The sequence below is a fragment of the Mesorhizobium sp. B4-1-1 genome, from assembly GCF_006439375.1.
Taxonomy (GTDB): domain Bacteria; phylum Pseudomonadota; class Alphaproteobacteria; order Rhizobiales; family Rhizobiaceae; genus Mesorhizobium.
The window spans coordinates 341,568-365,340 of sequence record NZ_VFTH01000004.1; the positions used below are offsets into that span (position 1 = coordinate 341,568).

The following is a 23,773-nucleotide window of genomic DNA, read 5'->3' on the forward strand; positions in this document are numbered from 1 at the left end:
GAACGGCTCGCCGGTATGCGAAAGATAAACAACTGCCGTGCCTGATACGCGCGGCGGCCTTGCGTGGCAACCGCAATGCCGACCGCTTGTGGCGCCATTTTGGCGTTGCGCGAATTAGCGTTAAGAAGGCTTTCCGCCGCGATAAAGGCGATAGATTTAGTCAGTTAACGGAATGGTCAGCGGGCCGCAGCCGTCCTCAGCGACGAAGATCGCCAGCAACTCCGCCTGTTCGGTGGCGCTGGCGTTCTCGGCGAAAGAATGGATCGCGCCTGGCGCTTCGAACCAGGTCTGGCCTTGAGTGTAAGTAACAGCCGGTCCGCCTTCCATCTGCGAACGCAGCGCTCCCTTGATGACGAAGGCCGTGACGGAACCGGGATGGCGATGTCGCGGCGTGTAGGCATTGGGCGGAAACTCGACCAGCGCCGTGGTGATCGAATGCCGCCCAGGCACATTCGGCAGCTTTTCGCAGGAGAGCGGCTTCACCGTGGTGGTCGGGCGCGCCGTCGCCCCCTCCCCGGCATCAGCCCCCATCATGTGGACATGCATTCCGTCAGCGGCGGTGGATGCCCTGTTGCTCCGGACTACGGCCATGCCAAGCAACCCCGCAGCGATGGCGGCGACGCCGACCAGTGCAAGGCCGCGTGAAGAAACGTCTTCGATCATGACGGCAACTTCCTCGGTTACTCGGCCAGGCGAAAGCCGGCGCGCCAGCCGAGCTCGGCGACAGCCTTGTCGGTCGTGATATGGCCGTTCGGCTCCGCGACATTGAAGGCGCCCCGCGTCCCCCGCTCGACGGCAAGCAGAGCCGCGTTGGCGGCGGCATCGACATGCACCGCCGGGTCCGCGGCGGCTGCCGCGCCGGTGCCTGGCCCGTAGAGATGACCGTAGCGCAGCACGATGCCGGCGATCGGCGAAGCGCCGAGCACGTGCTTCTCCAGCGCAATGACGCCGCCGACGCTGACGGCTCGGCCGCCTTCCGCGCCACTGTCCAAAGGATCGGTTTCGCAGTGTGGCTCGGGTCCCGGCGCGTAGGCCCAGGCGATGCTTTGCGCGATCAGCCGCTTCGCACCGGCCGCCTTCGCCGCTTCGACGAGGTTGCGGGTTCCTTCATCGCGGATGCGCGCGTTCCGAGCGATTGCCTCGGCCATCCTCGATGGATCGAGCCCGGCCGGGAGGTCCGTGAGCTGGTGGATGATGATCTCCGGCTTTGCCGCCAAGACAGCCGCGCGCAACCCGTTCGCATCGAACACATCAACCACCACCGGATCGGCGCCGAGCGCTCGAATATCTTCTGCTTTTGCCGCCTGACGCGTCGTCGCCGTCACCCCATGCCCGGCCGCCACCAGCTGCGGCACCAACCGGCGGCCGATCGCGCCCGAGGCGCCCGCAAGAAAAATGCGATGGCCCATCGTCTTTCGCTCCTTGACGCGATAATATCAGAATACGAACAACATATAAGAGCTATGATATTATGCGCAAGGGGAATCCATCCATTCCGTCCGCCGGTGAAGGCAAGCGCGGCGAGCAAGGCTATCTGGGCTATCTGCTGCGCCAGGCGGCTGGCGCCTACCGCCTGAAGGTGGAGCGGGCGCTGGATGAATTTCGCGTGACGCAGGCGCAGTTCGCGGCCCTCACCATGATCTCGGCCTATCCCGGCCTATCCAATGCCGATCTGGCCCGGCTCGCGGTGCTGACGCCGCAGACGGTGAGCGTGATTGTCGGCAATCTGGAAAAGGCCGGTTCCCTTCTCCGCCGGCCCCATGCCGTCCACGGCCGTATCCAGCATCTCGACCTTTCGGACAGCGGCCGCGCCTTGCTGAAGAAATGCCGTGAGCGGGTTTACAAATTGGAAGGCGCACTCACCGCCGGCCTCTCCGCCGAGGAGGAGCGTGCCGTGCGGCGCTGGCTGGTCGCCGTCGCGACCGCGGATGCGGCACAGCCGTAAATGCCTCTGACGATCAGGTCGGCGCGCCGCCGTCCGTTTCGTAAAGCATGAGCTTGCGGTCGCCGATGCCGAGTTCCGCCCAGCTCGCGCGCCATTCGGCGATATGCGCCGATTTGAAATGCGCTTCAAGCGCTGCACGGTCGCTCCAGGCCTCCGAGACATGCATGAGCCCGGCATCCAGCACATCCTGCGCGTAGGAATAGCCGAGGCAGCCCGGTTCGGCGCGGCTTGCCAGGATCATGCGTTGCATGGCCGGCTTTGCCTGGTCGAGCTTGTCGGCTGGCAGCCGGATCGTGCCGGTGATCAGGAGCATCTGCCATCCTTTCGCAAGATCGTGGCCAGGTCCCGTAGCCACTCTCCCACCTTCGCGCAAGCTTGGAGGGTTACGGTCAAGGGGCCTGCCCTGTGCGTGGCGGCTCTTGATTTGGGAACGACATGGCGATCAGCGAAACACTCCCGTCCGGCCTGGCGGTCAAGAACGGCCGCGACATCTTCTTCGCGCTGGGCATCGTCTTCATCCTGGCGGTGCTGTTCCTGCCGATCCCCGCCTTCCTTATCGATATCGGCCTCGCCTTCTCGATCGCGCTTTCGGTGCTGATCCTGATGGTGGCGCTGTGGATCCAGCGGCCGCTCGACTTCTCGTCCTTCCCGACCGTGCTGCTGATCGCCACCATGCTGCGCCTGTCGCTCAACATCGCCACCACCCGCATGATCCTGTCGCACGGCAACGAGGGCACGCATGCCGCCGGCTACGTCATTTCCGGCTTCTCCAAGCTGGTGATGTCGAGCGATTTCGTCATCGGCCTCATCGTCTTCATGATCCTGATCGTGGTGAACTTCATCGTCATCACCAAGGGCGCGACCCGTATCGCCGAAGTCGGCGCGCGTTTCACCCTCGACGCCATCCCCGGCAAGCAGATGTCAATCGACGCCGACCTTTCCGCCGGCATGATCGACGAGAAGACGGCGCAGCTGCGCCGCCGCGAACTGGAGGAGGAATCCTCCTTCTTCGGCTCGATGGACGGTGCCTCGAAATTCGTGCGCGGCGACGCCATCGCCGGCTTGATCATCACCGCCATCAATATCGTCGGCGGCATCGCCATCGGCTATCTGCGCCACGGCATGGGTCTTGGCCAGGCGGCCGACGTCTTCATCAAGCTGTCGGTCGGCGACGGCCTCGTCACCCAGATCCCGGCGCTCATCGTCTCGCTCGCCGCCGGCATGCTCGTCTCCAAGGGCGGCACGCGCGGCTCAACCAACCAGGCGGTGTTCGGTCAGCTCGGCGCGCATCCGCGCGCGCTCTACGTCGCGGCCTCGCTGCTGGTCATCCTCGGCCTCATGCCCGGCCTTCCGCTGTTCCCCTTCTTCGCGCTTGCCGGCGGCATGGCCGGCCTCGGCTACATCATCCCGCTGCGCCAGAGCCGCGAACGCGCCGCCGCCGAAGCCCTGAAGACGCAGGAGAAGGCGAACAAGGTCGAGGAGGAGAAGAACTCGGTCAAGGCCTCGCTTGTCACCGCCGAGATCGAGCTTCTGATCGGCAAGCAGCTTTCGACCAGGCTGATGCTGGCGCATCAGGAACTGGTGTTCCGCATGTCGAAGATGCGCAAGAAATTCGCCCAGCAATATGGCTTCGTTGTGCCGGAGGTGCGCGTCGCCGACGACTTCGCCATCCCGCCGAAGAGCTACCAGATCAAGGTGCATGGCACTGTGGTCGCTGAATACCAGATGCGCGTCGGCGAGATCATGGTGCTGCTCGGCACGCGCGGCGTGCCGGAGATCCCCGGCGAGGAAATCCGCGAGCCGGCCTTCGGCATGCGCGCCTATTCCGTACTCGAAACCTTCGCCGAGGACCTGAAGCGCGAGAACTTCACCTTCGCCGACAACATGTCGGTGCTGCTCACGCATCTCTCCGAGGTCATCCGCAACAACCTGCCGCAGCTTCTGTCCTACAAGGACATGAAAGCGCTCTTGGAACGGCTCGACCCCGAATACCGCAAGCTCGCCGACGAGATCTGCACCTCGCACATCTCCTATCCCGGCCTGCAGGCGGTGCTGAAGCTGCTGCTCGCCGAGCGCGTCTCGATCCGCAACCTGCATCTGATCATCGAGGCGCTCGCCGAGATCGCGCCGCATGTGCGCCGCACCGAGCAGATCGTCGAGCATGTTCGCATCCGCATGGCGCAGCAGATCTGTGGCGACCTCTCCGAAGGCGGCATGCTCAAGGTGCTGCGCCTCGGCAATCGCTGGGATCTCGCCTTCCACCAGAGCCTCAAGCGCGACGCCAAGGGCGAGGTGCGCGAGTTCGACATCGATCCGCGCCAGCTCGAGGAATTCGGCCAGGACGCCACCAAGGCGATCCGCAAGCATCTCGAGGCGGGCGAGCGCTTCGTGCTCGTCACCGCGCCCGACGCGCGTCCCTATGTGCGCATGATCATCGAGCGGCTGTTCACGACGCTTCCGGTTCTCAGCCATGTCGAGATCGCCAAGGGCGTCGAGATCAAGGTGCTCGGAACCATCTCGTGAACGCGCTCTCGCAAGGCGTCGTCATCGCCGCCTTCCTCGCCTTCTGCCGTATCGGCGCCTGCTTCATGCTGATGCCGGGCCTGTCCAGCGCCCGCGTGCCGCTGCAGATCAGGCTGTTTGTCTCGCTCGCCGCCACTGGCGGCCTGCTCGCTTTCCTGTGGGACCGTATCTATCCGTTCGTCGATCCGCGCCCGCAGGTCCTGGCGCCCATGATCGTCTCCGAGTTGCTGGTCGGCGGGCTGATCGGCGCCATGACCAGGCTCTACATGGAGGCACTGCGTTTCATGGGCTCGGCCATCGCCATGCTGATCGGCTATGGCGGCTCGGGTGGACCGGCGATCGAGGAGCCGGAACCGCAGGCGGCGCTCGCCGCCATCATCTCGTTCTCGGCGCTGCTGCTGCTCTTCGTCTTCGACTTCGACCACGAGATCGTCAAGGCGCTCGTCGCCTTCTATCAGGTCGCTCCGGTCAACGTGTTCTTCAACCCGCAGGCGGCGCTGGTCGACGTCACCGACACCGTGTCGGACGCCTTCTTCCTGGTCATCCGGCTCGGCAGCCCTTTCGTCGCCTATGCCATCCTGGTCAATCTGACGATCGGCTTCGTCAACAAGCTGACGCCGCAGATCCCGGTCTATTTCATCTCGCTGCCCTTCGTCATCGCCGGCGGCATGATCATCTTCTATTTCGCCGTCGGCACGCTGCTGTCGCTGTTCGTCGACGGCTTCGTCGACCTCACGCTGGCGAGATAGGCTCAATGACCGCGCGAAAGGACCGCCTGAAGAAACTGGTCAAGGTGCAGGAGCAGTTGAAGGCGCTGCACGAAACCCGCCATGCCGGCTTCCTCGCCGCCGCCGTCAAGGCCGAAGCTGAGGCCAGGGACCTGATCGAGCGTTTCGACACCGACGCTTCGCTGGGCGCTCTCTTTCCGGAAATCTATCATCGCCGCATCACCGGCTCGCTCGAGCGCCAGAAAAAGAACCTGGAAGACGCCCGCCAGGAAGCCGCGTTGATCGCCACCGCGACGGCGCGCACCAACATGGTCGAGCGCGCCTACAAGGACGTGCGCCGCCGCGACGAGCGCGAGCGCTCGGACCGCGAGCGCCTCGATCTCATCACGCAGAAGCGAGTGGACGAAGGCTGACCTCCCGCAAGCCTGCCACAAGCTTGTTCAGTCATTGTGCGGATGACAAAACCGGCAAAGGGCGGACTTTCTTGGCCATTTCCCCACCCAGCGACATCGTCATGGATGTTGCCCGCGCAGCGGAACCGGCCGATGTCGAAGCCGCGCGCGCGGCGCTCGCGAGAAGGGCGAATGGCGCCTCGGCACCGTTCGCTCTAGATCCTTCCGCGACGGTCGATGCCGGCTCCATCCTCTCGCGCGCCGCGGCCGACAAGGCGGAAGCCGCCAATCCGGCGAAGAAGTTCCAGCGCTTCGAGGCGATGGTGCTGACGACCTTCATCCAGAACATGATGCCCAAGGACACCGAGGGCGTTTACGGCAAGGGCCTGGCCGGCGACATGTGGAAGTCGCAGCTCGCCGAAAAGGTGGCCGATGTCATGGCCGCGCATGGCGGTATCGGCATCGCCAAATCGATGCTCGCCGACCACTATCTCGACGGCAAGCACAAGGTGCCGGTCGGCTCCGTTGCCGGCGGAGCGCAGAAAACCGAGATGGACCGACAGACCCGGCTTTCGACCTCGATGATCGAGGAGCTTGAGCGCAAAGCCGCACGGTCGATGACCGGCGACGACACAACCATAAAAACGGACATCAATATCTAGGGACCTACATGGCCGACCAAACGGACCTTTCCAACCTTCCCGCGCGCACCAACGCAATGGAGGCGCCCGCCGCCGCACGACCAGGCAACCTCGCCGCCATCATCGGCCGCATCGAGGAAGTCGTGGACGAGGAGACCGCCGGCATCCGCAGCGGAACGGCCTATGACCTCAAGGCCTCGAACGCGCGCAAGAGCCGATACCTGTACGAGCTGAACCGCGCCTTGAAGGGCGCCAACGAGATAGAGTTCCTCGAGCAGCATCGCGAAGGCCTGCTGCGGCTGCGCCAGAAGCTGGCGAAGAACGAGGCGGCGATCCTCGCCCATCTCAACGCGGTCAACGAGGTCGCCACGCTTCTGAGGAACGCCATCCAGCGCGCCGATACCGACGGCACCTATTCGGCCGGCGAGTTCGGCATGGCGCGGGCCTGATTGAGATGATCGGGGCGCAAGGACAGACCCGGTGATAAAGTTCATCGCCGCCGCGCTGTGGATCTGCGCCGTGACGCTCGGCGCGGTCTTCTATTCCTTCCAGGCGGCCAGCCAGCGCGGCGCGGCCGAATCGCCGAAGCCGATGCTGGGCGGCCTCGACTACGTCAAGACCGACATGATCTCGGTGCCGTTGCTGCGCGACGGCACGATCGACGGCTATTTCCTCACCAAGCTGGTCTACACGGTGGAGCCGGAACAGATAAAGAAGCTGTCGATCCCGGCGCAGGCGCTGATGACCGATCAAGTCTATTCCTATCTCTATTCCAACCCGCAGATCGATTTCACCAAGAAGGAATCGATCGATCTCGACGCCTTCCGCAAGTCGATCCGAGACACCATCAACAGCCGGGTCGGCGTCGAACTGGTGCACGAGGTGCTGATCGACCAGGTCAATTTCCTCTCCAAGGATGATATCCGCGACAACGCGCTTCGCCGCCGCAAGAATGCCGGCGAAACCGCGGCGGCGATGACCAAGCCCTTCCAGGCAGCGCCGGAGCATTGACCGCCTGGCCGCCGTCCGGCGGCGACAGGCATGGCCCAGCTCCCCTCCGCTATATGACGCAAGGTGACCGCGTTGACGTTAACGTCAACTCGAAGCTATATGCGCCTGTGGTCGCGCTGGAGCGCGGCGCGTCTACCTCGCCCAGCGGCCAAGCGCCGGTGCGCGTCAACGCAACCAACGAGGAGAACCGCCATGGGCGTTCAGGAGATTGCCGACAAGATCAAGTCGCGCGTGGCAAGCGCCGGCTTCGAGCATTCCGTCAAGTTCGACACTGGCAGCGACGGCGTTATCGTCATCGACGGCGCGACCGTCTCGACCACCGACGCGCCGGCCGACTGCACGATCAAGCTGTCGCTCGACGATCTGGATTCGCTGATTGCCGGCGACCTCAACCCGACCATGGCCTTCATGGCCGGCAAGCTGAAGGTCGAAGGTGACATGACCGTCGCCATGGCGCTCAGCCAGCTGCTCGGCTGATCCTTCGCAAAAAGCAGAACGCCGCCCCGATGGGCGGCGTTCTGCTTTTGTCGAACCTAATGCATGTCGCGCAAAAGTGCGCAGCGGTTTTGCGATAACGACATGCATGAAAACAAAGGCCTAAAGCGCGTCGCCTGAATCGCTTCAGCGCGACGCGCTTTAGAGCAATTCCAGGAAAAATGCTTAGCGGTTTCCGTCCGGAATTGCGTGAAAACAAAGACTCAAGCGACGAAACCCGGCGCCTGCCCCTTGATCTTGCGGCCGGCGGGTTTGATCGTGCCCGTGGCGCCGTCCAGCGCGCCTTCCTTCAGCTCCAGCGCCAGAAGCCGGTGCCGCTCATAGGGGCCAGGCATGGCAAGCGCTCCGGTGCGGTCGGCCGAGAAGCCGAACCGTCCGTAATAGGGCGCGTCGCCGACGAGCAGGATCGCGCCATGGCCGAGCCGCGCGGCTTCGGCGGTCGCATGCCGCATCAGCGCCGATCCGATGCCGCCGCTCTTCAATCCCGGTTCGACCGCGAGCGGGCCGAGCAGGAGTGCCGACGGACCGCCCTCGCCCAGCCTCACATCCCACAGCCGCACCGTGCCGACGACCGCGCCCGAGGGATCGCGGGCGACAAAGGCCAGGCCTTCGGAGGGCCGGCGGCCGCGCCGTAGCTTCTCGGATGACTTCTTCCTGCGCTTCGGCCCCATGGCGCGGTCGAGCAGCGTTTCACGCGCCGCGGCGTCGCCCGCGCCTTCGCCAAGGATGACGAAGGCAGGCGCCTGGGTGGCCCCCTCGTCCGGCGCGCCGCGCGAGCCAGCCTGTGCCCGGAGGGCCAGGGAGGGCGCCAACGCATTTTCAGGCGAAGTGGAAACCGGTTCGCCGTAAGAAAATGCGCCAAGAAGCACTGCCGTCGAGCCATTCTTCGCTGCGGAGAAAAGCTCAGCCGACGGTCCGGACGAGGGGGCAATTTCGGTGGCCGCAACGGCCGATTTGGTCAGGTATTCCATGTCCGCGATCCCTTCACGAGCGGAGATCTGTTCCACAAGCGAGCCCGGGCGGGCGACATGATCGCCCGCGCCGGATGATCTGAGCGGCCTTTGCGAGCCGCTCAGATCACGTAGGATCGGAGAGGCTCGAAGCCGTTGAAGGCGACCGCCGAGTAGGTGGTCGTGTAGGCTCCGGTGCCTTCGATCAGCACCTCGTCGCCGATGGTCAGCGACAAGGGCAGCGGATAAGGCGTCTTCTCGTACATCACATCGGCCGAATCGCAGGTCGGGCCGGCGAGCACGCAAGGCGCGGTCTCCGAGCCGTCATGGCGGGTGACCAGCGGATAGCGGATCGCCTCGTCCATCGTCTCGGCGAGACCGCCGAACTTGCCGATATCGAGGAACACCCAGCGCACATTGTCGTTGTCGGCCTTCTTCGAGATCAGCACGACTTCCGACTTGATGACGCCGGCATTGCCGACCATGCCCCGGCCCGGCTCGATGATCGTTTCGGGCAGCGCGTTGCCGAAATGCTTGCGCAGCGCCGAGAAGATCGCCTGGCCATAGGCCTGGGCCACCGGCACGTCCTTCAGGTAACGGGTCGGGAAACCGCCGCCCATGTTGACCATCTTGAGCACGATGCCTTCCTCGGCGAGCGTCGCGAACACCTTCTTGGCGTCGCCCAGCGCGCGATCCCAGGCCGTCAGGTCGGTCTGCTGCGAGCCGACATGGAACGACACGCCATAGGCGTCGAGGCCGAGGCTCTTGGCATGGCGCAGCACGTCGACGGCCATCGCCGGCACGCAGCCGAACTTGCGCGACAGCGGCCACTCGGCGCCTTCACCGTCGGTCAGCACGCGGCAGAACACGCGCGAGCCAGGGGCGACGCGGGCGATCTTCTCGACCTCCTCGACGCAGTCCACAGCGAACAGGCGGATGCCGAGTTGGTAGGCGCGAGCGATGTCACGCTCCTTCTTGATGGTGTTGCCGAAGGAAATGCGGTCGGCCGGCGCACCGGCATCCATCGCCATCTCGACCTCGGCAACCGATGCGGTGTCGAAGGACGAGCCCATCGCAGCAAGCAGGCGCAGGATTTCCGGCGCCGGATTTGCTTTCACCGCATAGTAGATCTTGGAATCGGGCAACGCCTTCTCGAAGGCGCGGAAATTGTCGCGCACGACATCGAGGTCGACGACGAGGCAGGGGCCGTTCGGACGTCGGGTGGCGAGGAAATCAAGGATGCGCTGGGTGGCCATCGGGGTCTCTCCATAACGCCTTTCGGCGCGCAATAAGGCTGCGGGACGCGGGCTGTCGGCCTCGCGAACACGCGGTGGACAAAGGCGGGACGGAAATCCATGGAACCAGCCGGTGGAGACCCCGGAACCATGAAACGCCGTCTCGCGGCGGTGAACCTTGGCCTTGCCCGGCCTCGGTTCGCTTTGTCTGCCTTGGCTTGGATGGGAGACCCGTCCGCACTGCCGGCAATGAAGGTGTGCCTCTTTAGTAACCCCGGTCTTTGGACAACCGGAAGAGAACCAGAAAGGCCCGCACCGTCGTTGCTTCAAGGTGTCCTCGGTCTTGTGGTTGGCCACTGACCGACTGGAGGGGTTGGCTCCAGTTACCTTACCGATTGCCCTCACCATTCGAGGATCGGCGGACACCCACAGGCACGTGCGACTTTGGGCAAGCGCGATATAGGAGCGAAGGGTTTCACAATCAATAAAAATCGTAAGCGCAGGTTGTAAAATTTCTGGCATCGAACAATGTTTGTCGCACTGTATCCGGAAATCGAACGATGCCAGGAACTCAAGGACCGCTGAACGCCTTCCTCGATCTGCGCCAAATGCCTGTGGCGAATGCGGAATTGGGTCCGCTCGCCGGCCTGCGCCTGGCCGTCAAGGACATCTATGACGTCGCCGGCTACCGCACCGGCTGCGGCAACCCGCAGAGATTCGAGGAGGCCCATGCCGCCTCGCGCACGGCGCAAGCGGTACAGATGATCCTCGATGCCGGCGCGCGATTCGTCGGCAAGACCCAGACCGACGAGCTGGCCTTCTCGCTGTTCGGCCAGAACGCGCATTTCCCTTACCCGGTCAATCCCGCCGCGCCCGAGCGGGTCACCGGCGGCTCCTCCTCCGGCTCGGCGGCCGCGGTTGCAGGCGGTCTGGCGAACATCGCCACCGGCTCCGACACCGGCGGCTCGATCCGCGCGCCGGCTAGCTTCTGTGGCCTGATCGGGCTGCGTACCACCCATGGCCGTATTCCGCTCGACGGTGCGATGAAGCTGGCATCGAGTTTCGACACTTTCGGCTGGTTCGCCGACGACATCGAGACCTATGAGACGGTCGGCAAGCTTTTGCTCGGCCGCGATCCGCACCAGCACCCGCTCAACCGCCCGCTGTCGATCCGCTGGCTGGATGCCTTCGTCATGGGTCCGGCGGAAGCCGCCGAATATGCGCGCATGAAGGCGCTGGCCGCCGGCGTCATCGGCCGGCCCGCGGAGACCGAATACGCCTTTGCCTCGTTCCCCGACGAGCTTTACTGGTGCTTTCGCCGCTTGCAGGCGTTCGAGGCCTGGCGCGAGCATGGTCCCTGGATCTCGGCCGGTGGCCGCCTGAGCCCCGGCGTCGAGGAGCGTTTCGGCTTCGGCCGCACCATCGACGCTAGGGCCGCCGCGGCCGAAGCCGCGCGCCGGCTGGCGTTCCGGACCGAGTTCGGCGCGCTGCTCGGCAACAACGGCTTCCTCGTCCTGCCGACCGTTCCCGGCGCGGCGCCGCTCGCCGCGGGCATACCGGAACAGTTCCAGGCCTATCGCGAAAGAGCGCTGCATCTTTTATGCCTTTCCGGTCTTTCGGGTTTTCCGCAGATCACCTTGCCGATCGGCTCCGTCGACGGCGCACCCTTCGGCCTGTCGCTGCTCGGACCTTCCGGCAGCGACGTTGCCCTGATACGGCTCGGCCGCAAGATTCTCGACGCGGCACGAAAGGTCTGACCATGGATACATTGACGCGCATGCGCGCCTTCATCGACGTGGTCGAGGCGGAAGGTTTTTCGGCCGCGGCGCGCAAGATCGGCCGCTCCAAGGCGCTCTTGTCTAAATATGTGCGCGAGCTGGAGGACGAGCTCGGCGCGCTGCTGCTCAACCGCACCACGCGCCAGTTCTCGCTGACCGAAGCCGGCCACACCTATTATCAGCGCGCCTCCGAGATCGTGCGTGAGGTCGACAGCCTGGCCGAGGCTGTGCGCCAGTCTTCCGGCGACGTCCGCGGCAGGATCAAGCTGTCGGCCGCCCGCACCTTCGCCGACGCGCCGATCGGCCAGTCGCTGGTCGACTTCGCCAGGCAGCACCCCGACATCGTGCTCGACATCCATCTCGACGACCGCTTCGTCGATCTTGTCGAGGAAGGGTTCGACCTTGCCGTGCGCATCTCGCGGCTGGAGAATTCCTCGCTCATCGCCAGGCGGCTGGCGCCGTTTTCGGTCAGGCTTTGCGCGTCGCCGGAACTGATCGCCAAGCACGGCAAGCCGACACGGCCGCAGGATCTCGCCAACATGCCCTGCATCGTCGACACCAACGGCCGCTCGCTGGCCAACTGGCGCTTCAAGGGCGAAGGCGAAGACTCCATCAGCGTCGCCGTTTCGGGTCCGATCGAGGTCAACAGCCCGATCGTGGCGAGAGCCGCCGCGCTCTCCGGCCTGGGCTTCGCCATGCTGCCGGATTTCATCGCCGCCCCCGACGTCGCGTCCGGCAAGCTGGTCACAGCGCTCGACGACCGTATTCCGACGGGCACCGGCATCTTCGCCGTCTACCCGCACCGCCGCTATCTGCCGGCCAAGGTGCGGGTATTCGTCGACTTCCTGGTGCAATGGTTCAGGACGCGCGACACCGCCTGATGCTGCCGCGCGAACGTTTGCAACGCCGCGCATCGAAATGAAGCCGAGGCATGGCGCCCAAAGTGCGGTTTTGGGAGAACGACATGCATTGAAATCAATGCGCGTCCCAATTTCGCCCGCTTTCTGTCAACTCTCGGGCTCGCTCTCGACGTCAATGGAATCGCGGCAAGGAATGCATCTGAAAAGGCAAGCCACCATGCTGGCTTCGGCCCTTGCGGCCACATTGGCCTCGGTCGAGCAGGCCGAAGTGCACCCGCATGTCTTCGCCGAAGCCCGGCTCGACGTCATCCTCGGCCAGGATCACCAAAGTGTGACGGCGCTGCGCCACCTTTGGCGCTTCGATGACCTGTTTTCGAGTACAGTGATGATGGAGTTCGACAAGAACTCCGATCTGAAGCTTGACGACAAAGAGCTCAAGGAAGTGGCCGACACCGTCCATTCCTCGCTGGCCGAGTTCAACTATTTCCAGCTCGTCACCCAGGACGGCAAGGACGTGCCGATGGTTCCGCCGCCGCATCTGATGGCGAACTTCGACAACGACCAGCTGATCATCCTGTTCGAGTCGCAGCCCAAGAAGCCGATCAAGCTCGCCGGCAAGATCGACATCGGCGTCTACGATCCGACCTTCTACACGGCGATCGATTTCACCGACGACACCAACCTCACCGTCGAAGGCCTGCCCTCGACCTGTACCAAGAAGGTCGTCCGGCCGGATCCGGACGAGGCGATCAAGGAAAACCAGAAGACCCTGACGGACGCGTTCTTCAACGATCCGACAGGCACCGACATGAGCAAGATCTTCGCTACCAAGCTCGAATTGGACTGCCCGCCGGAAGGATGATTGGTGATGAAACCGTCGCTGCGCGCAAGCAGGTTTCGCAAAAGTGCCCTGCGGTTTTGCGATCGGAACCTGCGACAAACAAAGGAATCTAGGCGGATATTCGTGGGGCATCCCACGAATATCCGCTTAGCGCTCTGCCTGCTGGCCGCCACCTTGGTGATCGCCCATTTGCCCGTCGTCGCGCACGCGCAAAGCTCGCTCGGCATCGGCACCAATGACGGCATGGCGCCAACCACCACGGGGCCGTTCGCCCATATCCTGATGTGGATCAATCTCCGGCAGCAGGAATTCTACCATTCGCTCGCCGCCGCCATGAAGGCGATGCGCCAGGACGGCAGCAAGCTCTGGCTGCTGATCGGCCTGTCCTTCGCCTACGGCATCTTCCATGCCGCAGGCCCGGGCCACGGCAAGGCGGTGATCTCCTCCTATATGATCGCCAACGAAGTCGCGCTTCGGCGCGGCATCCTGCTTTCCTTCGTCTCGGCGCTGCTGCAGGGCCTGACGGCGGTGGTCGTCATGATGCTTGCCTATTTCGTGCTGCGCGGCACCGCGATCTCGATGACCGACGCCGCCTGGTTCCTCGAAATCTCCAGCTTTGTGCTGGTCACCCTGTTCGGCGCCTGGCTGCTGTGGCGCAAGCTCGGTCCGTCGGTGCTGCGCCTGTTCGGCAGAGCGCCTGCCTACAGCCTGTCGGCGGCCCATGCCGGCCATTCGCATGGCGGGCATTCCCATGCGGGACACGCCCATGCCCATTCGCATGCGGGCCATTCCCACGCACATGCGCACGCCGCCCATTCCCATGCCCTGCACGTGCATGACGATCATGATCATCATGACCATTCGCATGCGCACGCCCATGATCTCGACGCGCATGAACACCACCATCAAGCAGCGCACGATCACGCCCACCACGACCACGGCCCGGGCGAAGTCTGCGAGACCTGCGGCCATTCGCATGCGCCGGATCCGGCAATGCTGTCGGGCGACCGTTTCGACTGGCGCACGGCCTGGTCGGCGGTCGCCGCCGTCGGCATCCGCCCCTGCTCCGGCGCGCTGATCGTGCTGAGCTTCGCGCTGCTCAACGGGCTTTGGCTCGGTGGCTTGCTGTCCGTGCTGGCGATGTCGATCGGCACCGCGATCACCGTCTCGGCGCTGGCGACGATCGCCGTGCTGGCCAAGAACTGGGCGGTCTATTTCGCCGGCGACGGACGCATCGGCAACCGCATCCACTCGATCGTCGAGATCGGCGGCGCCGCCTTCATCTTCCTGATCGGACTGCTGCTTCTGTCGGCCAGCCTGTCGGGCGGCGTCTGATCAAAAGCAGTGGCCGAGCTGGGTCGATCTGCGGGTCAGCCCAGCATCACCTGGTATCGACAGACATCAGGCGATCTTCCCACCGAGTTCGTCCTCGATATACGCGCGGATGATTTCGTCGAAATTGCTTTCGGCGGCGAAGCCTAGCTCCCTCGCTCGCCTTGCCTCGAACCGCGTCGGCCAGCCTTTGACGATCGCCCAGATGACCTCGTCGGGCTGCTCGCGGATCCGCTTCACGACCTCGGCGCCGGCGATGCGCTCAAGCGCCTCGATCTGCTCGCCGACGGTGACGGCGACGCCCGGCATTGTGAGGTTGCGGCGCGGTCCGACCTTGTCGCCGTCGATTTCGGCAGCATGGATGAGGAAATTGACCGCCGAGCGCGGGCTGGCATGGGTGTGCAGCACCGAGCGCGGCACCGGCAGGATTGCCTCCTGGCCAGCGAGCGGCTCGCGGATGATGCCGGAGAAGAAACTCGACGCCGCCTTGTTCGGCTTGCCGGGGCGGACGCAGATCGTCGGCAGCCGGATGCCGATGCCGTCGAAGAAGCCGCGCCGCGTATAGTCGGCAAGCAGCGCTTCGCTCATCTGCTTCTGGGTGCCGTATGAAGTGAGCGGCGTCGGATGGAATTCATCCGGGATGACGTCCGGGAACGGCGCGCCGAACACGGCGATCGACGATGTGAAGACAAGGCGCGGCGCGAACGCCGCCAGCCGCACGGCGTCGAACAGCGCGCGCGTGCCGTCGAGATTGACGCGATAGCCGAGGTCGAAATTGGCCTCCGCCTCGCCCGACACGATGCCGGCCAGATGGAAGATCACATCCGGGCGGGGAGCCACGAGAGCGGCCATGGCGCCGGGCGCGGAAAGATCGCCGGTGTGGATCGAGACATCCACGCCCACGAGCGCCGGCGCCTGCGGCGCCACGATGTCGTGCAGGTCGAGCGCCGTAATCTTGCCCCCACGCAGGGCGCCGTCCCTGGCTAGGCGCGCGATAAGCTTGCGGCCCACCATGCCGGCGGCGCCGGTGATCAGTATTCTCATCTTCAGAGACCTTTCTTGCGCTGGCTGCGTCCGCGCAGCCACAGGACGACGAACAGTCCGACCATGAAGACCACGGCGATGGCGGCCGCCAGGACCGTCGATACCTTGCCAGCGGCCAGCATGATGGCCGGCAGGAAATAGGCGGCGAGGCCGAATACAACCAGTATCACCGCCGCGGCGGCCGCAGCGTTGCGGGTGTCACGGTCCATCAGCGGGCGTTCTTCATGTCGAGGCTGCTCGGTTTTGTCATCAGGCCGCGGTCAGTGATAGTGCCGGCGGTCGCGCGGCGCATCATGCGCGTGGTCGTGATCGTGATGGTGGTCGTGCTCGTCATGGCTGTCCGCGCATTGGCCGAATTCGGGTTCGACGGTGGCATGCTCGATACCATGCTCGGCCGCAAGCCGTTTCTTGATGGCGCTCACCGCCACATGCGCATCGACGCCGTCGTTCAGGCAAGCATGCAGCGTCGCCATGTTGGAGGTGCCGTCGAGCGACCAGACATGCATGTGATGCACCTCGCGCACGCCCTTCACCGCGCCTTCGATATCCCTGGCGATCAGGTCGCGGTCGAGGCTGGCCGGCACCCCCTCGAGCAGGACATTGGCGGCCGCGCGCATCAGCGACCATGCCGTCGACAGGATGAGCAGCGACACCAGCACCGACAGGATCGGATCGATCGGCGTCCAGCCCGTCGCCAGGATGACGATGGCGGCGACGATGGCCGCGGCCGACCCCAGCAGATCGCCCAGCACATGCAGGATGGCGCCACGCATGTTGAGGCTCTCTCGATCGCCGCCATGCAGCACGAGGAAGGAGGCGATGTTGACCAGGAGGCCTGCCACCGCCACCACCAGCATCGGCCCACCCAGCACCGGGGCCGGCGTCATCAGCCGGCCCCAGGCCTCGTAGACGATCCAGAGCGCGATGACGAAGATGGCGATACCGTTGGTGTAGGCGACCAGCGTCTTCACCCGGGCGAAGCCATAGGTGAGACGGCCGGTGGCAGGACGCCCGGCGAGATGAAAGGCGTACCAGGCTAGGCCGAGCGCGATGGCGTCAGCCAGCATGTGCCCGGCATCGGCGACCAGCGCCAGCGACCCGGTAAGCCAGCCGCCCAGCGCCTCGGCGACCATGAAGCCGGCGGTCAAACAGGCAGCGATCAGCACCCGCTTCTTGTCGGTTGAGCCATGCACATGCCCGGCGCCATGGCTGTGGCTATGACCGGCCGGGCCGTGATCGTCCGAAGCATGGTCATGCGCCACCACCAAACTCCTGTCTGCCGACCATGGTCCTGAAAACCGGTATCCCGGTTCTCAGGATCATGATCTACGCGCCGAACTCGGCGCGGAAATCTTCAAGCCGCCGTTTCTGGCTTCCCTGGGCATCGAAATTTGCCGGATCGAGCCAGACCTCATAGGCTTTTCGGAGTGCCGGCCACTCCTTGTCGATGACCGAATACCACGCCGTATCGCGGTTTTCACCCTTGATCACGAAATGCTGGCGGAAGATGCCCTCGAACTTGAAGCCGAACCGCTCGGCCGCGCGCTTCGACGGCTCGTTGCGATTGTTGCACTTCCACTCGTAACGGCGATAGCCGAGCTCGTCGAAGACGTATTTCATGAACAGGAACTGCGCTTCGGTCGCCGCCGGCTTGCGCGAGATCAACGGTCCCCAATAGATGTTGCCGATCTCGATGACGCCGTTGTTGGCATCGATGCGCATCAGCGTCTGTCGTCCGGCGACCTTGCCGCTTGCCTTGTCGATGACTGTGAAGAACAGCGGATCCTCAAGCGCCTCGGCCTTGTCGAGCCATGGCTGGAAGGCGGCGCGGCTTTTCGGCGGATAGTCCGGCAACCATGCGAAGCGCCCATCGATATCGGCGACCGACGAGGTTTCATAGAGGCCATCGCCATGCCTTGCCGCGCTGAACGGCTCAAGGCGCACATAACGGCCTTCGAGCACCTTGCGTTCCGGCCGCGGACGCGGCTGCCAATTCTTCAGATCTTCCGACACCGGCCACTCCAATCCGTTGACTTTTACCTGCGGACCGTCACAAAAACGCTCGCTCACAGAAAGAACCACAGGGACGGGAAAAATGCTCCACACGATCGCGGCCTTCGACCGTCTCGGCGAGGAAAATGCCTTCGCGGTGCTGGCGAGGGCCACCGCGCTTGCCCATCAGGGGCGCGATATCGTCAACCTCGGCATCGGCCAGCCCGACTTCAAAACGCCGCAGCACATCGTCGAGGCGGCGATCAAGGCGCTGCGTGACGGCCACCATGGCTACACGCCGGCCAACGGCCTTTTAGCCACCCGCGAGGCGGTCGTGCGCCGCACGCTGACCACCACCGGCGTCGAGGTGTCGCCCGAGAATGTGATGATCCTGCCGGGCGGCAAGCCGACGATGTTTGCCGCGATTCTGATGTTCGGCGAGGCGGGCGCCGAGATCCTCTACCCCGATCCCGGCTTTCCGATCTACCGCTCGATGATCGAGTTCACCGGCGCCACGCCGGTGCCGGTGCCGATCCGCGAGGAAAACGGCTTTGCCTTCTCCGCGGAAGAGACGCTGGCGCTGATCACGCCGAAGACCAGGCTGCTCATCCTCAACTCGCCCGCCAATCCGACCGGTGGCGTCACTCCGCGGGTCGAGATCGAGAAGCTGGTCAAGGGCCTGGAGGAGCACCCTCAGGTCGCCATCATGTCGGACGAGATCTACGACGTCATGACCTATGACGGCGAGACTCATTGCTCGCTGCTGAACTTCCCCGAAATTCGTGATCGGCTGATCGTGCTCAACGGCTGGTCGAAGACCTGGGCGATGACCGGCTGGCGCATGGGCTGGTCGATCTGGCCGAACGGCGACAAGGGCGCGCATCTCTACGACAAGGTGCGCAAGCTGGCGGTCAACTGCTGGTCCTGCGTCAACGCGCCGAGCCAGTTCGCCGGCATCGCGGCGATCGACGGCCCGCAGGACGATGTCGAGAAGATGATGCGCGCCTTCGACAACCGCAGGAAGATCGTGGTCGAGGGGCTGAACGCGCTTCCCGGCATTTCCTGCATCACGCCGAAGGGCGCCTTCTATGCCTTCCCCAACGTCTCGAAAACCGGCTGGAAGGCCAAGAAGCTCGCTTCGGCGCTGTTGGAGGATGCCGGCGTGGCGTTGATCGGCGGCCCCGATTTCGGCGTTCTCGGCGAAGGTTATATCCGGCTTTCCTATGCCAATTCCGAGGAGAACATCCTGCGCGCGCTGGAACGGACCGAGGCGTTTCTGAAAAAGTGACCCGTCGGGCGCGTTCACCCGCGCCCGACAAACGGCATCTTCGTCGCCATCACCGTCATGAACAGCACGTTGGCGTCGAGCGGCAGGCTCGCCATGTGCAGCACCGCATCGGCCACGCGCTCGACATCCATCACCGCTTCGGCGGCGATCGAGCCATTGGCCTGCGGCACGCCGACCGTCATCGGCTGCGCCATCTCGGTCAGCGCATTGCCGATGTCGATCTGGCCGCAGGCGATGTCGAAAGGCCGGCCGTCGAGTGCCAGCGTCTTGGTCAGCCCGGTGATCGCATGCTTGGTCGCCGTATAAGGCGCGGAGCCGGGGCGAGGCGCATAGGCCGACACCGAGCCGTTGTTGATGATACGCCCCCCCATCGGCTTCTGCCGGCGCATGGCGCCGAAGGCTGCGCGGGCGCATAGGAACGAGCCTGTGAGGTTGACGCCGAGGACGTCGTTCCAGACCTCGACCGGGATTTCGTCGATCAGCGTCGACTTGTAACCCATGCCGGCATTGTTGAAGAGCAGGTCGACGCGGCCGAAGGCCTCGAGCACGGTCTCGAACATGTCGTCCACCTCGTCGGCCTTGCTGATGTCGCAGGCGACGGCCAATGCCTTGGCTTGCGTCTTCCCCGCCTCGGCGATCGCTTCTTCCAGCACTTTCTTGCGGCGGCCGCAGAACACCGTGTTCCAGCCTGCCTTGAGCAGCGCCGTCGCGACGCTCTTGCCGATGCCGGTGCCGGCGCCGGTAACGATGGCGGTCTTGTGTGCTATGGCTGTCATCGCCGTCCTCCCGGTCATGGATGGAAGAACGTGGCATCGCAAATGCCATGGGTCATGGCAAGCAGCTGTTGGTGGTAAAGAAGAGGCCAACAAAAAGGGCGGCCATTAGCGACCGCCCTGATCTGAACCGCGCTTGGGAGGAGGAAAAGCCGGTCCGACTGGTTAGAATGATGCGCTTGCTGGGTTAACGAGAAGTTAACGGCAACCACACCCGCTAACCTTGGGGCATGATCCCGAAAAGTGGGAACCGGTTTTCGGAGAAGATCATGTTCCAACAAAGAGTCAGATCGAGATGACGATTCAACGAAACGTCATCCTGATCCAGTGCTCACCGGGGCGAGCTGGGCGCGCTTCCCGCGGGCACCTTTGCCGCCGAAACCGTCGCCTCGACATGATCGACCAGGGCGTCCGGGAGGCCGAGGCGGCCGGCGAGCAGGTCGAGGTAGCCGCGCTCGGCGCGCGTGTCGGGATCGATGGCCAGCCGCGAGGCGGTGTAGAGCTCCAGCTTCTGCGCATCGGTCTTGGCGCCGGCGACCAGCGTGTCGAGATCGAGCGGGCTTTCGAGCTCGGCGAGCAGGAATTTTTCCGCTTCAGCGCCGATGCCGGCGAGCTTGAGCTTGTCGGCGATCTTCCTGCGCTCGTCGTCATCGACATGGCCGTCGGCCTTCGCCGCCGAGATCATCGCCCTGACCAGCGTCAGCGTGAACTCGGCTTCGCCTTGCGGCGCCTGCGAGGGATCGAAGGCGGTATCGGCGGGCGGCGGCAGCAATTCCGGCTCGCCGGACGCCGGCGCCTGGGCCGGCTCCGCGCCGTTCTTGTAGTTCTGATAGGCCTTGTAGGCGAGGCCGCCGATCGCCGCCAGGCCGCCGAGCTTGACGGCCGCGCCCGTCACCTGCCGGCCGGCGCCGGTGCCGAGCAGCACGGCGGCAAGCGCGCCGGCGGCGAGCGGGTTGTCCTTCGCCATCTGCACCGCCTGCCCCGCCTTGTCGCGGACGGTCGATCCGGTGCCGGGGATTTGCGAGCCGAGAAGGTCGTCGAGCAGCTTCTTGGGGTCGAGCATCAATGCCTCCAGAATTGGCCCGGCCGAAATGCGCGCGGGCATGGTTTCGGACCGGCAAGAGGTAGGCCCCGCGCATTGACATTACAATGACGAGGCGAGTTTTACGCGCAAGGGCGTGTGGCTCTAGCTTCCGATATGGCGCTTGCCGCCGCGCGCTTGCGCAAGTTCGACCTGACGGTGGCGTTCGGCGTAGCGCTCGCGATCCGTATCGGACCGCGTTTCGAAGCAATGCGGGCATGAAACGCCGAGCACGTATTTCGGCGACAACCTGTCCTCGACCGTCAGCGGGTGCCGACAGGCGCGGCAGAGTTCCGCTTCGCCCTCCGCGAGACCGTGCGAGACGGACACCCGTTCGTCGAACACGAAACATTCGCCTTGCCAGAGGCTCTCCTCGGCCGGGACCTCTTCCAGATATTTCAGGATGCCGCCCTTGAGATGAAAGACGTTTTTGAGGCCGAGCGACTTCACATAGGCCGTCGCCTTCTCGCAGCGAATGCCGCCGGTGCAGAACATCGCCACTTTGCGGCCTTCAAGGTCCTCGCGGTGTTGCTCGACCCAGGCCGGGAACTCGCGGAAGCTGGTGGTCCTGGGGTCGACCGCGCCCTTGAAGGTGCCAAGCGAAACTTCATAGGCGTTGCGCGTGTCGATCACCAAGGTATCGGCATCGGAAATCAGCGCGTTCCAGTCGGCCGGCGCGACATAGGTGCCTGCGCTCGCCGCCGGATCGATATCCTCGACGCCCATGGTGACGATCTCGCGCTTCAACCGCACCTTCATGCGGTGGAACGGCATTTCGGCGGCGCTGCTGTATTTGACTTCCAGCCCGGCAAGGCCTTCGATGGCCTCGAGGTGATCCATCAGCGCGGCGATCGCCTCCTCGCTGCCGGCGACGGTGCCGTTGATGCCTTCATGCGCCAGAAGCAACGTACCCTTGATGCCGCGTCCGCAACAGAAGGCCGCGAGCGGCGCGCGCAGGGTCTCGTATCCGTCGAGCCGCGCGAATTTATAGAGCGCCGCGACGTGGACCGGCTGAATTTCCATGGCTGTTGTCATGGTCATGCCACTAGACCGTGGTGAAAGCGGTTTCAAGGCTCAAAGGGCCCCCGGCGATCCGCTGCGCGGCATCGCGACACGCCGGGCTTCGTGGACTTGAGCGGACCCTTCTGCTAATCGGTTTAAAGTGATAGAAATGGAGACCAGCACATGACCAGCAAGGCCGAAAAGCTCCTGTCGCTTCTCAACGGTCAACCGGTCATCCCGGTGCTGAAGATTGCCAATGTCGCGGACGCGGTGCCGCTCGCTCGCGCCCTTTCGCGCGGTGGCCTGCCGGCGATCGAGATCACGTTACGCACCGCCGACGCGCTGGAGGCGATCCGCCGCGTGGCTGCCGAGGTCGAAGAGGCGATCGTCGGCGCCGGCACTATCCTCGATGCCAAGCAGTTCGATGAAGCAGCACGCGCCGGCTCGAAATTCATCGTCAGTCCCGGCATCACCAGAGAGCTTCTCGACGCGGCCAAGGACAGCCCCGTGCCGCTGTTGCCCGGCGCCATCACGCCCGGGGAGATCATGGCCGCGCGCGAAGCCGGCCTGCGCTTCCTGAAATTCTTCCCGGCCGAGCAATCCGGCGGCATCGCTTCGCTGAGGGCTTTCGCTTCGCCGCTCGCCGACGTGAAATTCTGTCCGACCGGCGGCATAACGGCCAGGAATGCCGCCGACTATCTGAGCCTGCCCAACGTCATCTGCGTCGGCGGCTCCTGGGTGGCGCCCGACGATCTCATCAAGGCCGGCAAGTGGGACGAGATCGAAGCGCTGGCGCGTGAGGCGAGCAAGCTCAGGAAGTAATCAGCGCCCTCACCGGGGCAGCGCGCCGTTCTCATCGAAGTAGCCGCCCGTCGGTCCGCCTGGCTCCAGCATCGCCAGCCGCACGATGATCTCGGCCGCCTGCTGCACCGTGCGCCCGCCTCTGTGCGCATTGAGGTCCGTCGCGGTGTAGCCGGGAGCGGCGGCGTTGACCATGATGCCGCGAGGCGCGAGTTCCCGGGCGAAGGACAGCGTGACGGCGTTGAGCGCGGTCTTCGAACTGCCATAGCCCATGACGTTCGGCGACTGGCTGTCGCATATGAGCAACGCCGCCTTTCATGCCACTTCAAGGCGGCGACGGCGATGAGCCCGATCCAGTATCAAAAGCAGCTCCGCCTTCTGGAGGCACGCCATCTGCTGATCGCGCGACCGGGAAGCGCGGCGCATATCGCCTTCACCGTCGGCTACGAAAGCGCCTCGCAGTTCAGCCGCGAATATACGCGCCAGTTCGGAGTGCCGCCCTCGCGCGACGCCGCGCGGCTCCTGGCCAGGGGTGAAGCGGCCACGCTGGAAATTGACTGAGCACTAAAAAACCGGCCGGTTTGCGCCGGCCGGGACTGGTCTTGCAACCGCAACTATCTGCAGACCCTGACCTTCTCGACCACCTTGTGCTGGTGGCGCCAATGCGTCACCAGCTTGGTCACGCAATGATGTCGTCCGGTCTTGACGATCACGGTTTCGGCTTGCGAGGGAGCGACGACAGCCGATGCCGCGGCCAGCGCCAGAACTGACGCCAATACAATCTTCTTCATGAATATCCCCAGTTTGGAACGAACCCCTTCTAACCCATCATTGGGCGCGGCGCTCCAACCTCACGGTAAGTTTAGCCTGGCGTGAAGATGCGCACACCGAACGCCGACCGGGGCATTGCCATGTCTGGTTCCCGCTCATGGATTCGAATCACGATTCACGCCTTCAAAGGGCGCTGTCCTACCATTAGACGAAGCGGGAAGACCTTCTGGCTAACAGGTAGCGGCGCTGCCATGAAAGACAAAAGCCGCGCTGACGGGCCAACGCGGCTT

28 protein-coding genes, 1 tRNA gene and 1 pseudogene are annotated in these 23,773 nt (G+C 64.4%); 15 read left to right on the plus strand and 15 right to left on the minus strand.

Translation table 11 applies throughout. The features are described from left to right. Window positions 1–156: 156 nt before the first annotated feature. Together FJW10_RS08480 and FJW10_RS08485 are read right to left on the minus strand one after the other, a co-directional pair. Window positions 157–663 carry a cupin domain-containing protein gene (locus tag FJW10_RS08480; RefSeq protein ID WP_140899716.1) on the minus strand — a complete coding sequence of 169 codons (507 nt, stop codon included), beginning with the start codon at window positions 661–663 and terminating at the stop codon, window positions 157–159. 17 nt (window positions 664–680) lie between these two features. After that, window positions 681–1,409, minus strand: a complete 729-nt coding sequence (locus FJW10_RS08485) for an NAD(P)-dependent oxidoreductase (protein ID WP_140899717.1) — start codon at window positions 1,407–1,409, stop codon at window positions 681–683. Window positions 1,410–1,471: 62 nt separating this feature from the next. Between FJW10_RS08485 and FJW10_RS08490 the strand changes: the two genes are divergently transcribed. After that, window positions 1,472–1,945, plus strand: coding sequence for a MarR family transcriptional regulator (locus tag FJW10_RS08490; RefSeq protein WP_140899718.1), 474 nt, complete (start codon window positions 1,472–1,474; stop codon window positions 1,943–1,945). A gap of 13 nt (window positions 1,946–1,958) precedes the next feature. On the opposite strand, the gene FJW10_RS08495 is transcribed toward FJW10_RS08490, so the two are convergent. Then, on the minus strand, window positions 1,959–2,258 hold the full coding sequence (locus FJW10_RS08495) for a putative quinol monooxygenase (protein WP_140899719.1): 300 nt from the start codon (window positions 2,256–2,258) through the stop codon (window positions 1,959–1,961). Between the two features lie 122 nt (window positions 2,259–2,380). Between FJW10_RS08495 and flhA the strand changes: the two genes are divergently transcribed. From flhA to FJW10_RS08530, 7 genes are all read left to right on the plus strand, one after another. Further along, window positions 2,381–4,468 (plus strand): flagellar biosynthesis protein FlhA, encoded by a 2,088-nt coding sequence (flhA, locus tag FJW10_RS08500; protein ID WP_140899720.1) that lies wholly within the window; start codon window positions 2,381–2,383, stop codon window positions 4,466–4,468. Continuing rightward, on the plus strand, window positions 4,465–5,217 hold the full coding sequence (fliR, locus tag FJW10_RS08505) for a flagellar biosynthetic protein FliR (protein ID WP_140899721.1): 753 nt from the start codon (window positions 4,465–4,467) through the stop codon (window positions 5,215–5,217). The genes flhA and fliR overlap by 4 nt, the downstream gene beginning before the upstream one ends. Window positions 5,218–5,222: 5 nt before the next feature. Beyond that, entirely contained in the window at window positions 5,223–5,609 is a 387-nt protein-coding gene (locus FJW10_RS08510) for a hypothetical protein (protein WP_140899722.1), read from the plus strand. 71 nt (window positions 5,610–5,680) lie between these two features. Then, the gene (locus tag FJW10_RS08515) at window positions 5,681–6,250 is read left to right on the plus strand and encodes a rod-binding protein (protein ID WP_246674159.1); all 570 of its coding nucleotides are present in this window, start codon (window positions 5,681–5,683) and stop codon (window positions 6,248–6,250) included. Window positions 6,251–6,258: 8 nt separating this feature from the next. Next, window positions 6,259–6,678 carry a hypothetical protein gene (locus FJW10_RS08520; protein ID WP_140899723.1) on the plus strand — a complete coding sequence of 140 codons (420 nt, stop codon included), beginning with the start codon at window positions 6,259–6,261 and terminating at the stop codon, window positions 6,676–6,678. 31 nt (window positions 6,679–6,709) lie between these two features. After that, entirely contained in the window at window positions 6,710–7,240 is a 531-nt protein-coding gene (locus FJW10_RS08525; protein WP_140899724.1) for a hypothetical protein, read from the plus strand. 192 nt (window positions 7,241–7,432) lie between these two features. Beyond that, the gene (locus FJW10_RS08530; protein WP_112096391.1) at window positions 7,433–7,717 is read left to right on the plus strand and encodes an SCP2 sterol-binding domain-containing protein; all 285 of its coding nucleotides are present in this window, start codon (window positions 7,433–7,435) and stop codon (window positions 7,715–7,717) included. 221 nt (window positions 7,718–7,938) lie between these two features. Here FJW10_RS08530 and FJW10_RS08535 read toward each other — a convergent pair whose 3' ends face one another. Together FJW10_RS08535 and odc2 are read right to left on the minus strand one after the other, a co-directional pair. Further along, entirely contained in the window at window positions 7,939–8,463 is a 525-nt protein-coding gene (locus FJW10_RS08535; protein WP_246674167.1) for an N-acetyltransferase, read from the minus strand. A 344-nt stretch (window positions 8,464–8,807) separates the two neighbouring features. After that, on the minus strand, window positions 8,808–9,941 hold the full coding sequence (odc2, locus tag FJW10_RS08540; RefSeq protein ID WP_140827438.1) for an ornithine/lysine decarboxylase: 1,134 nt from the start codon (window positions 9,939–9,941) through the stop codon (window positions 8,808–8,810). Between the two features lie 539 nt (window positions 9,942–10,480). On the opposite strand from odc2, the gene FJW10_RS08545 reads away from it, so the two are divergent. The 4 genes from FJW10_RS08545 to FJW10_RS08560 all read left to right on the plus strand — a co-directional run bounded on the left by FJW10_RS08545 (window position 10,481) and on the right by FJW10_RS08560 (window position 14,734). Then, window positions 10,481–11,677, plus strand: a complete 1,197-nt coding sequence (locus FJW10_RS08545; RefSeq protein ID WP_140899725.1) for an amidase — start codon at window positions 10,481–10,483, stop codon at window positions 11,675–11,677. 2 nt (window positions 11,678–11,679) lie between these two features. Beyond that, a complete protein-coding gene (locus tag FJW10_RS08550) occupies window positions 11,680–12,579 on the plus strand; it encodes a LysR family transcriptional regulator (RefSeq protein WP_140827434.1) in 900 nt (299 codons plus the stop codon). A gap of 172 nt (window positions 12,580–12,751) precedes the next feature. Next, the gene (locus tag FJW10_RS08555) at window positions 12,752–13,420 is read left to right on the plus strand and encodes a DUF1007 family protein (protein ID WP_140899726.1); all 669 of its coding nucleotides are present in this window, start codon (window positions 12,752–12,754) and stop codon (window positions 13,418–13,420) included. A gap of 102 nt (window positions 13,421–13,522) precedes the next feature. After that, window positions 13,523–14,734, plus strand: a complete 1,212-nt coding sequence (locus tag FJW10_RS08560; protein ID WP_246674160.1) for a nickel/cobalt transporter — start codon at window positions 13,523–13,525, stop codon at window positions 14,732–14,734. A 66-nt stretch (window positions 14,735–14,800) separates the two neighbouring features. On the opposite strand, the gene denD is transcribed toward FJW10_RS08560, so the two are convergent. The 4 genes from denD to FJW10_RS08580 all read right to left on the minus strand — a co-directional run bounded on the left by denD (window position 14,801) and on the right by FJW10_RS08580 (window position 17,788). Then, on the minus strand, window positions 14,801–15,775 hold the full coding sequence (gene denD / locus FJW10_RS08565; protein WP_140899728.1) for a D-erythronate dehydrogenase: 975 nt from the start codon (window positions 15,773–15,775) through the stop codon (window positions 14,801–14,803). 2 nt (window positions 15,776–15,777) lie between these two features. Continuing rightward, the gene (locus FJW10_RS08570) at window positions 15,778–15,984 is read right to left on the minus strand and encodes a hypothetical protein (RefSeq protein ID WP_140827422.1); all 207 of its coding nucleotides are present in this window, start codon (window positions 15,982–15,984) and stop codon (window positions 15,778–15,780) included. A 51-nt stretch (window positions 15,985–16,035) separates the two neighbouring features. Then, window positions 16,036–17,037 (minus strand): cation diffusion facilitator family transporter, encoded by a 1,002-nt coding sequence (locus FJW10_RS08575; RefSeq protein WP_140827421.1) that lies wholly within the window; start codon window positions 17,035–17,037, stop codon window positions 16,036–16,038. Between the two features lie 64 nt (window positions 17,038–17,101). Beyond that, complete coding sequence (locus FJW10_RS08580) at window positions 17,102–17,788, minus strand: GNAT family protein (RefSeq protein WP_140899729.1); 687 nt, start codon at window positions 17,786–17,788, stop codon at window positions 17,102–17,104. Between the two features lie 82 nt (window positions 17,789–17,870). Between FJW10_RS08580 and FJW10_RS08585 the strand changes: the two genes are divergently transcribed. Then, entirely contained in the window at window positions 17,871–19,055 is a 1,185-nt protein-coding gene (locus tag FJW10_RS08585) for a pyridoxal phosphate-dependent aminotransferase (protein WP_140827416.1), read from the plus strand. Between the two features lie 14 nt (window positions 19,056–19,069). On the opposite strand, the gene FJW10_RS08590 is transcribed toward FJW10_RS08585, so the two are convergent. From FJW10_RS08590 to FJW10_RS08600, 3 genes are all read right to left on the minus strand, one after another. Beyond that, window positions 19,070–19,831 (minus strand): SDR family oxidoreductase, encoded by a 762-nt coding sequence (locus FJW10_RS08590; RefSeq protein ID WP_140899730.1) that lies wholly within the window; start codon window positions 19,829–19,831, stop codon window positions 19,070–19,072. Between the two features lie 328 nt (window positions 19,832–20,159). Then, on the minus strand, window positions 20,160–20,891 hold the full coding sequence (locus FJW10_RS08595; RefSeq protein WP_140827411.1) for a tellurite resistance TerB family protein: 732 nt from the start codon (window positions 20,889–20,891) through the stop codon (window positions 20,160–20,162). A gap of 123 nt (window positions 20,892–21,014) precedes the next feature. Further along, window positions 21,015–21,944, minus strand: a complete 930-nt coding sequence (locus tag FJW10_RS08600; protein ID WP_181177463.1) for a rhodanese-related sulfurtransferase — start codon at window positions 21,942–21,944, stop codon at window positions 21,015–21,017. Window positions 21,945–22,094: 150 nt separating this feature from the next. Between FJW10_RS08600 and FJW10_RS08605 the strand changes: the two genes are divergently transcribed. Then, on the plus strand, window positions 22,095–22,733 hold the full coding sequence (locus FJW10_RS08605; protein ID WP_140899731.1) for a 2-dehydro-3-deoxy-phosphogluconate aldolase: 639 nt from the start codon (window positions 22,095–22,097) through the stop codon (window positions 22,731–22,733). A 9-nt stretch (window positions 22,734–22,742) separates the two neighbouring features. Here the strand turns inward: FJW10_RS08605 and FJW10_RS08610 are convergent, their stop codons facing one another. Further along, a complete protein-coding gene (locus FJW10_RS08610) occupies window positions 22,743–23,018 on the minus strand; it encodes an SDR family NAD(P)-dependent oxidoreductase (RefSeq protein WP_246674161.1) in 276 nt (91 codons plus the stop codon). A gap of 15 nt (window positions 23,019–23,033) precedes the next feature. Between FJW10_RS08610 and FJW10_RS08615 the strand changes: the two are divergent. Beyond that, window positions 23,034–23,273: pseudogene (locus FJW10_RS08615) on the plus strand (AraC family transcriptional regulator); the annotation flags it as partial. Between the two features lie 53 nt (window positions 23,274–23,326). Here the strand turns inward: FJW10_RS08615 and FJW10_RS30365 are convergent. Together FJW10_RS30365 and FJW10_RS08620 are read right to left on the minus strand one after the other, a co-directional pair. Further along, entirely contained in the window at window positions 23,327–23,503 is a 177-nt protein-coding gene (locus tag FJW10_RS30365) for a hypothetical protein (RefSeq protein ID WP_181177458.1), read from the minus strand. 125 nt (window positions 23,504–23,628) lie between these two features. After that, window positions 23,629–23,702: transfer RNA gene (locus tag FJW10_RS08620), tRNA-Gln, on the minus strand. Between the last annotated feature and the right edge of the window lie 71 nt (window positions 23,703–23,773).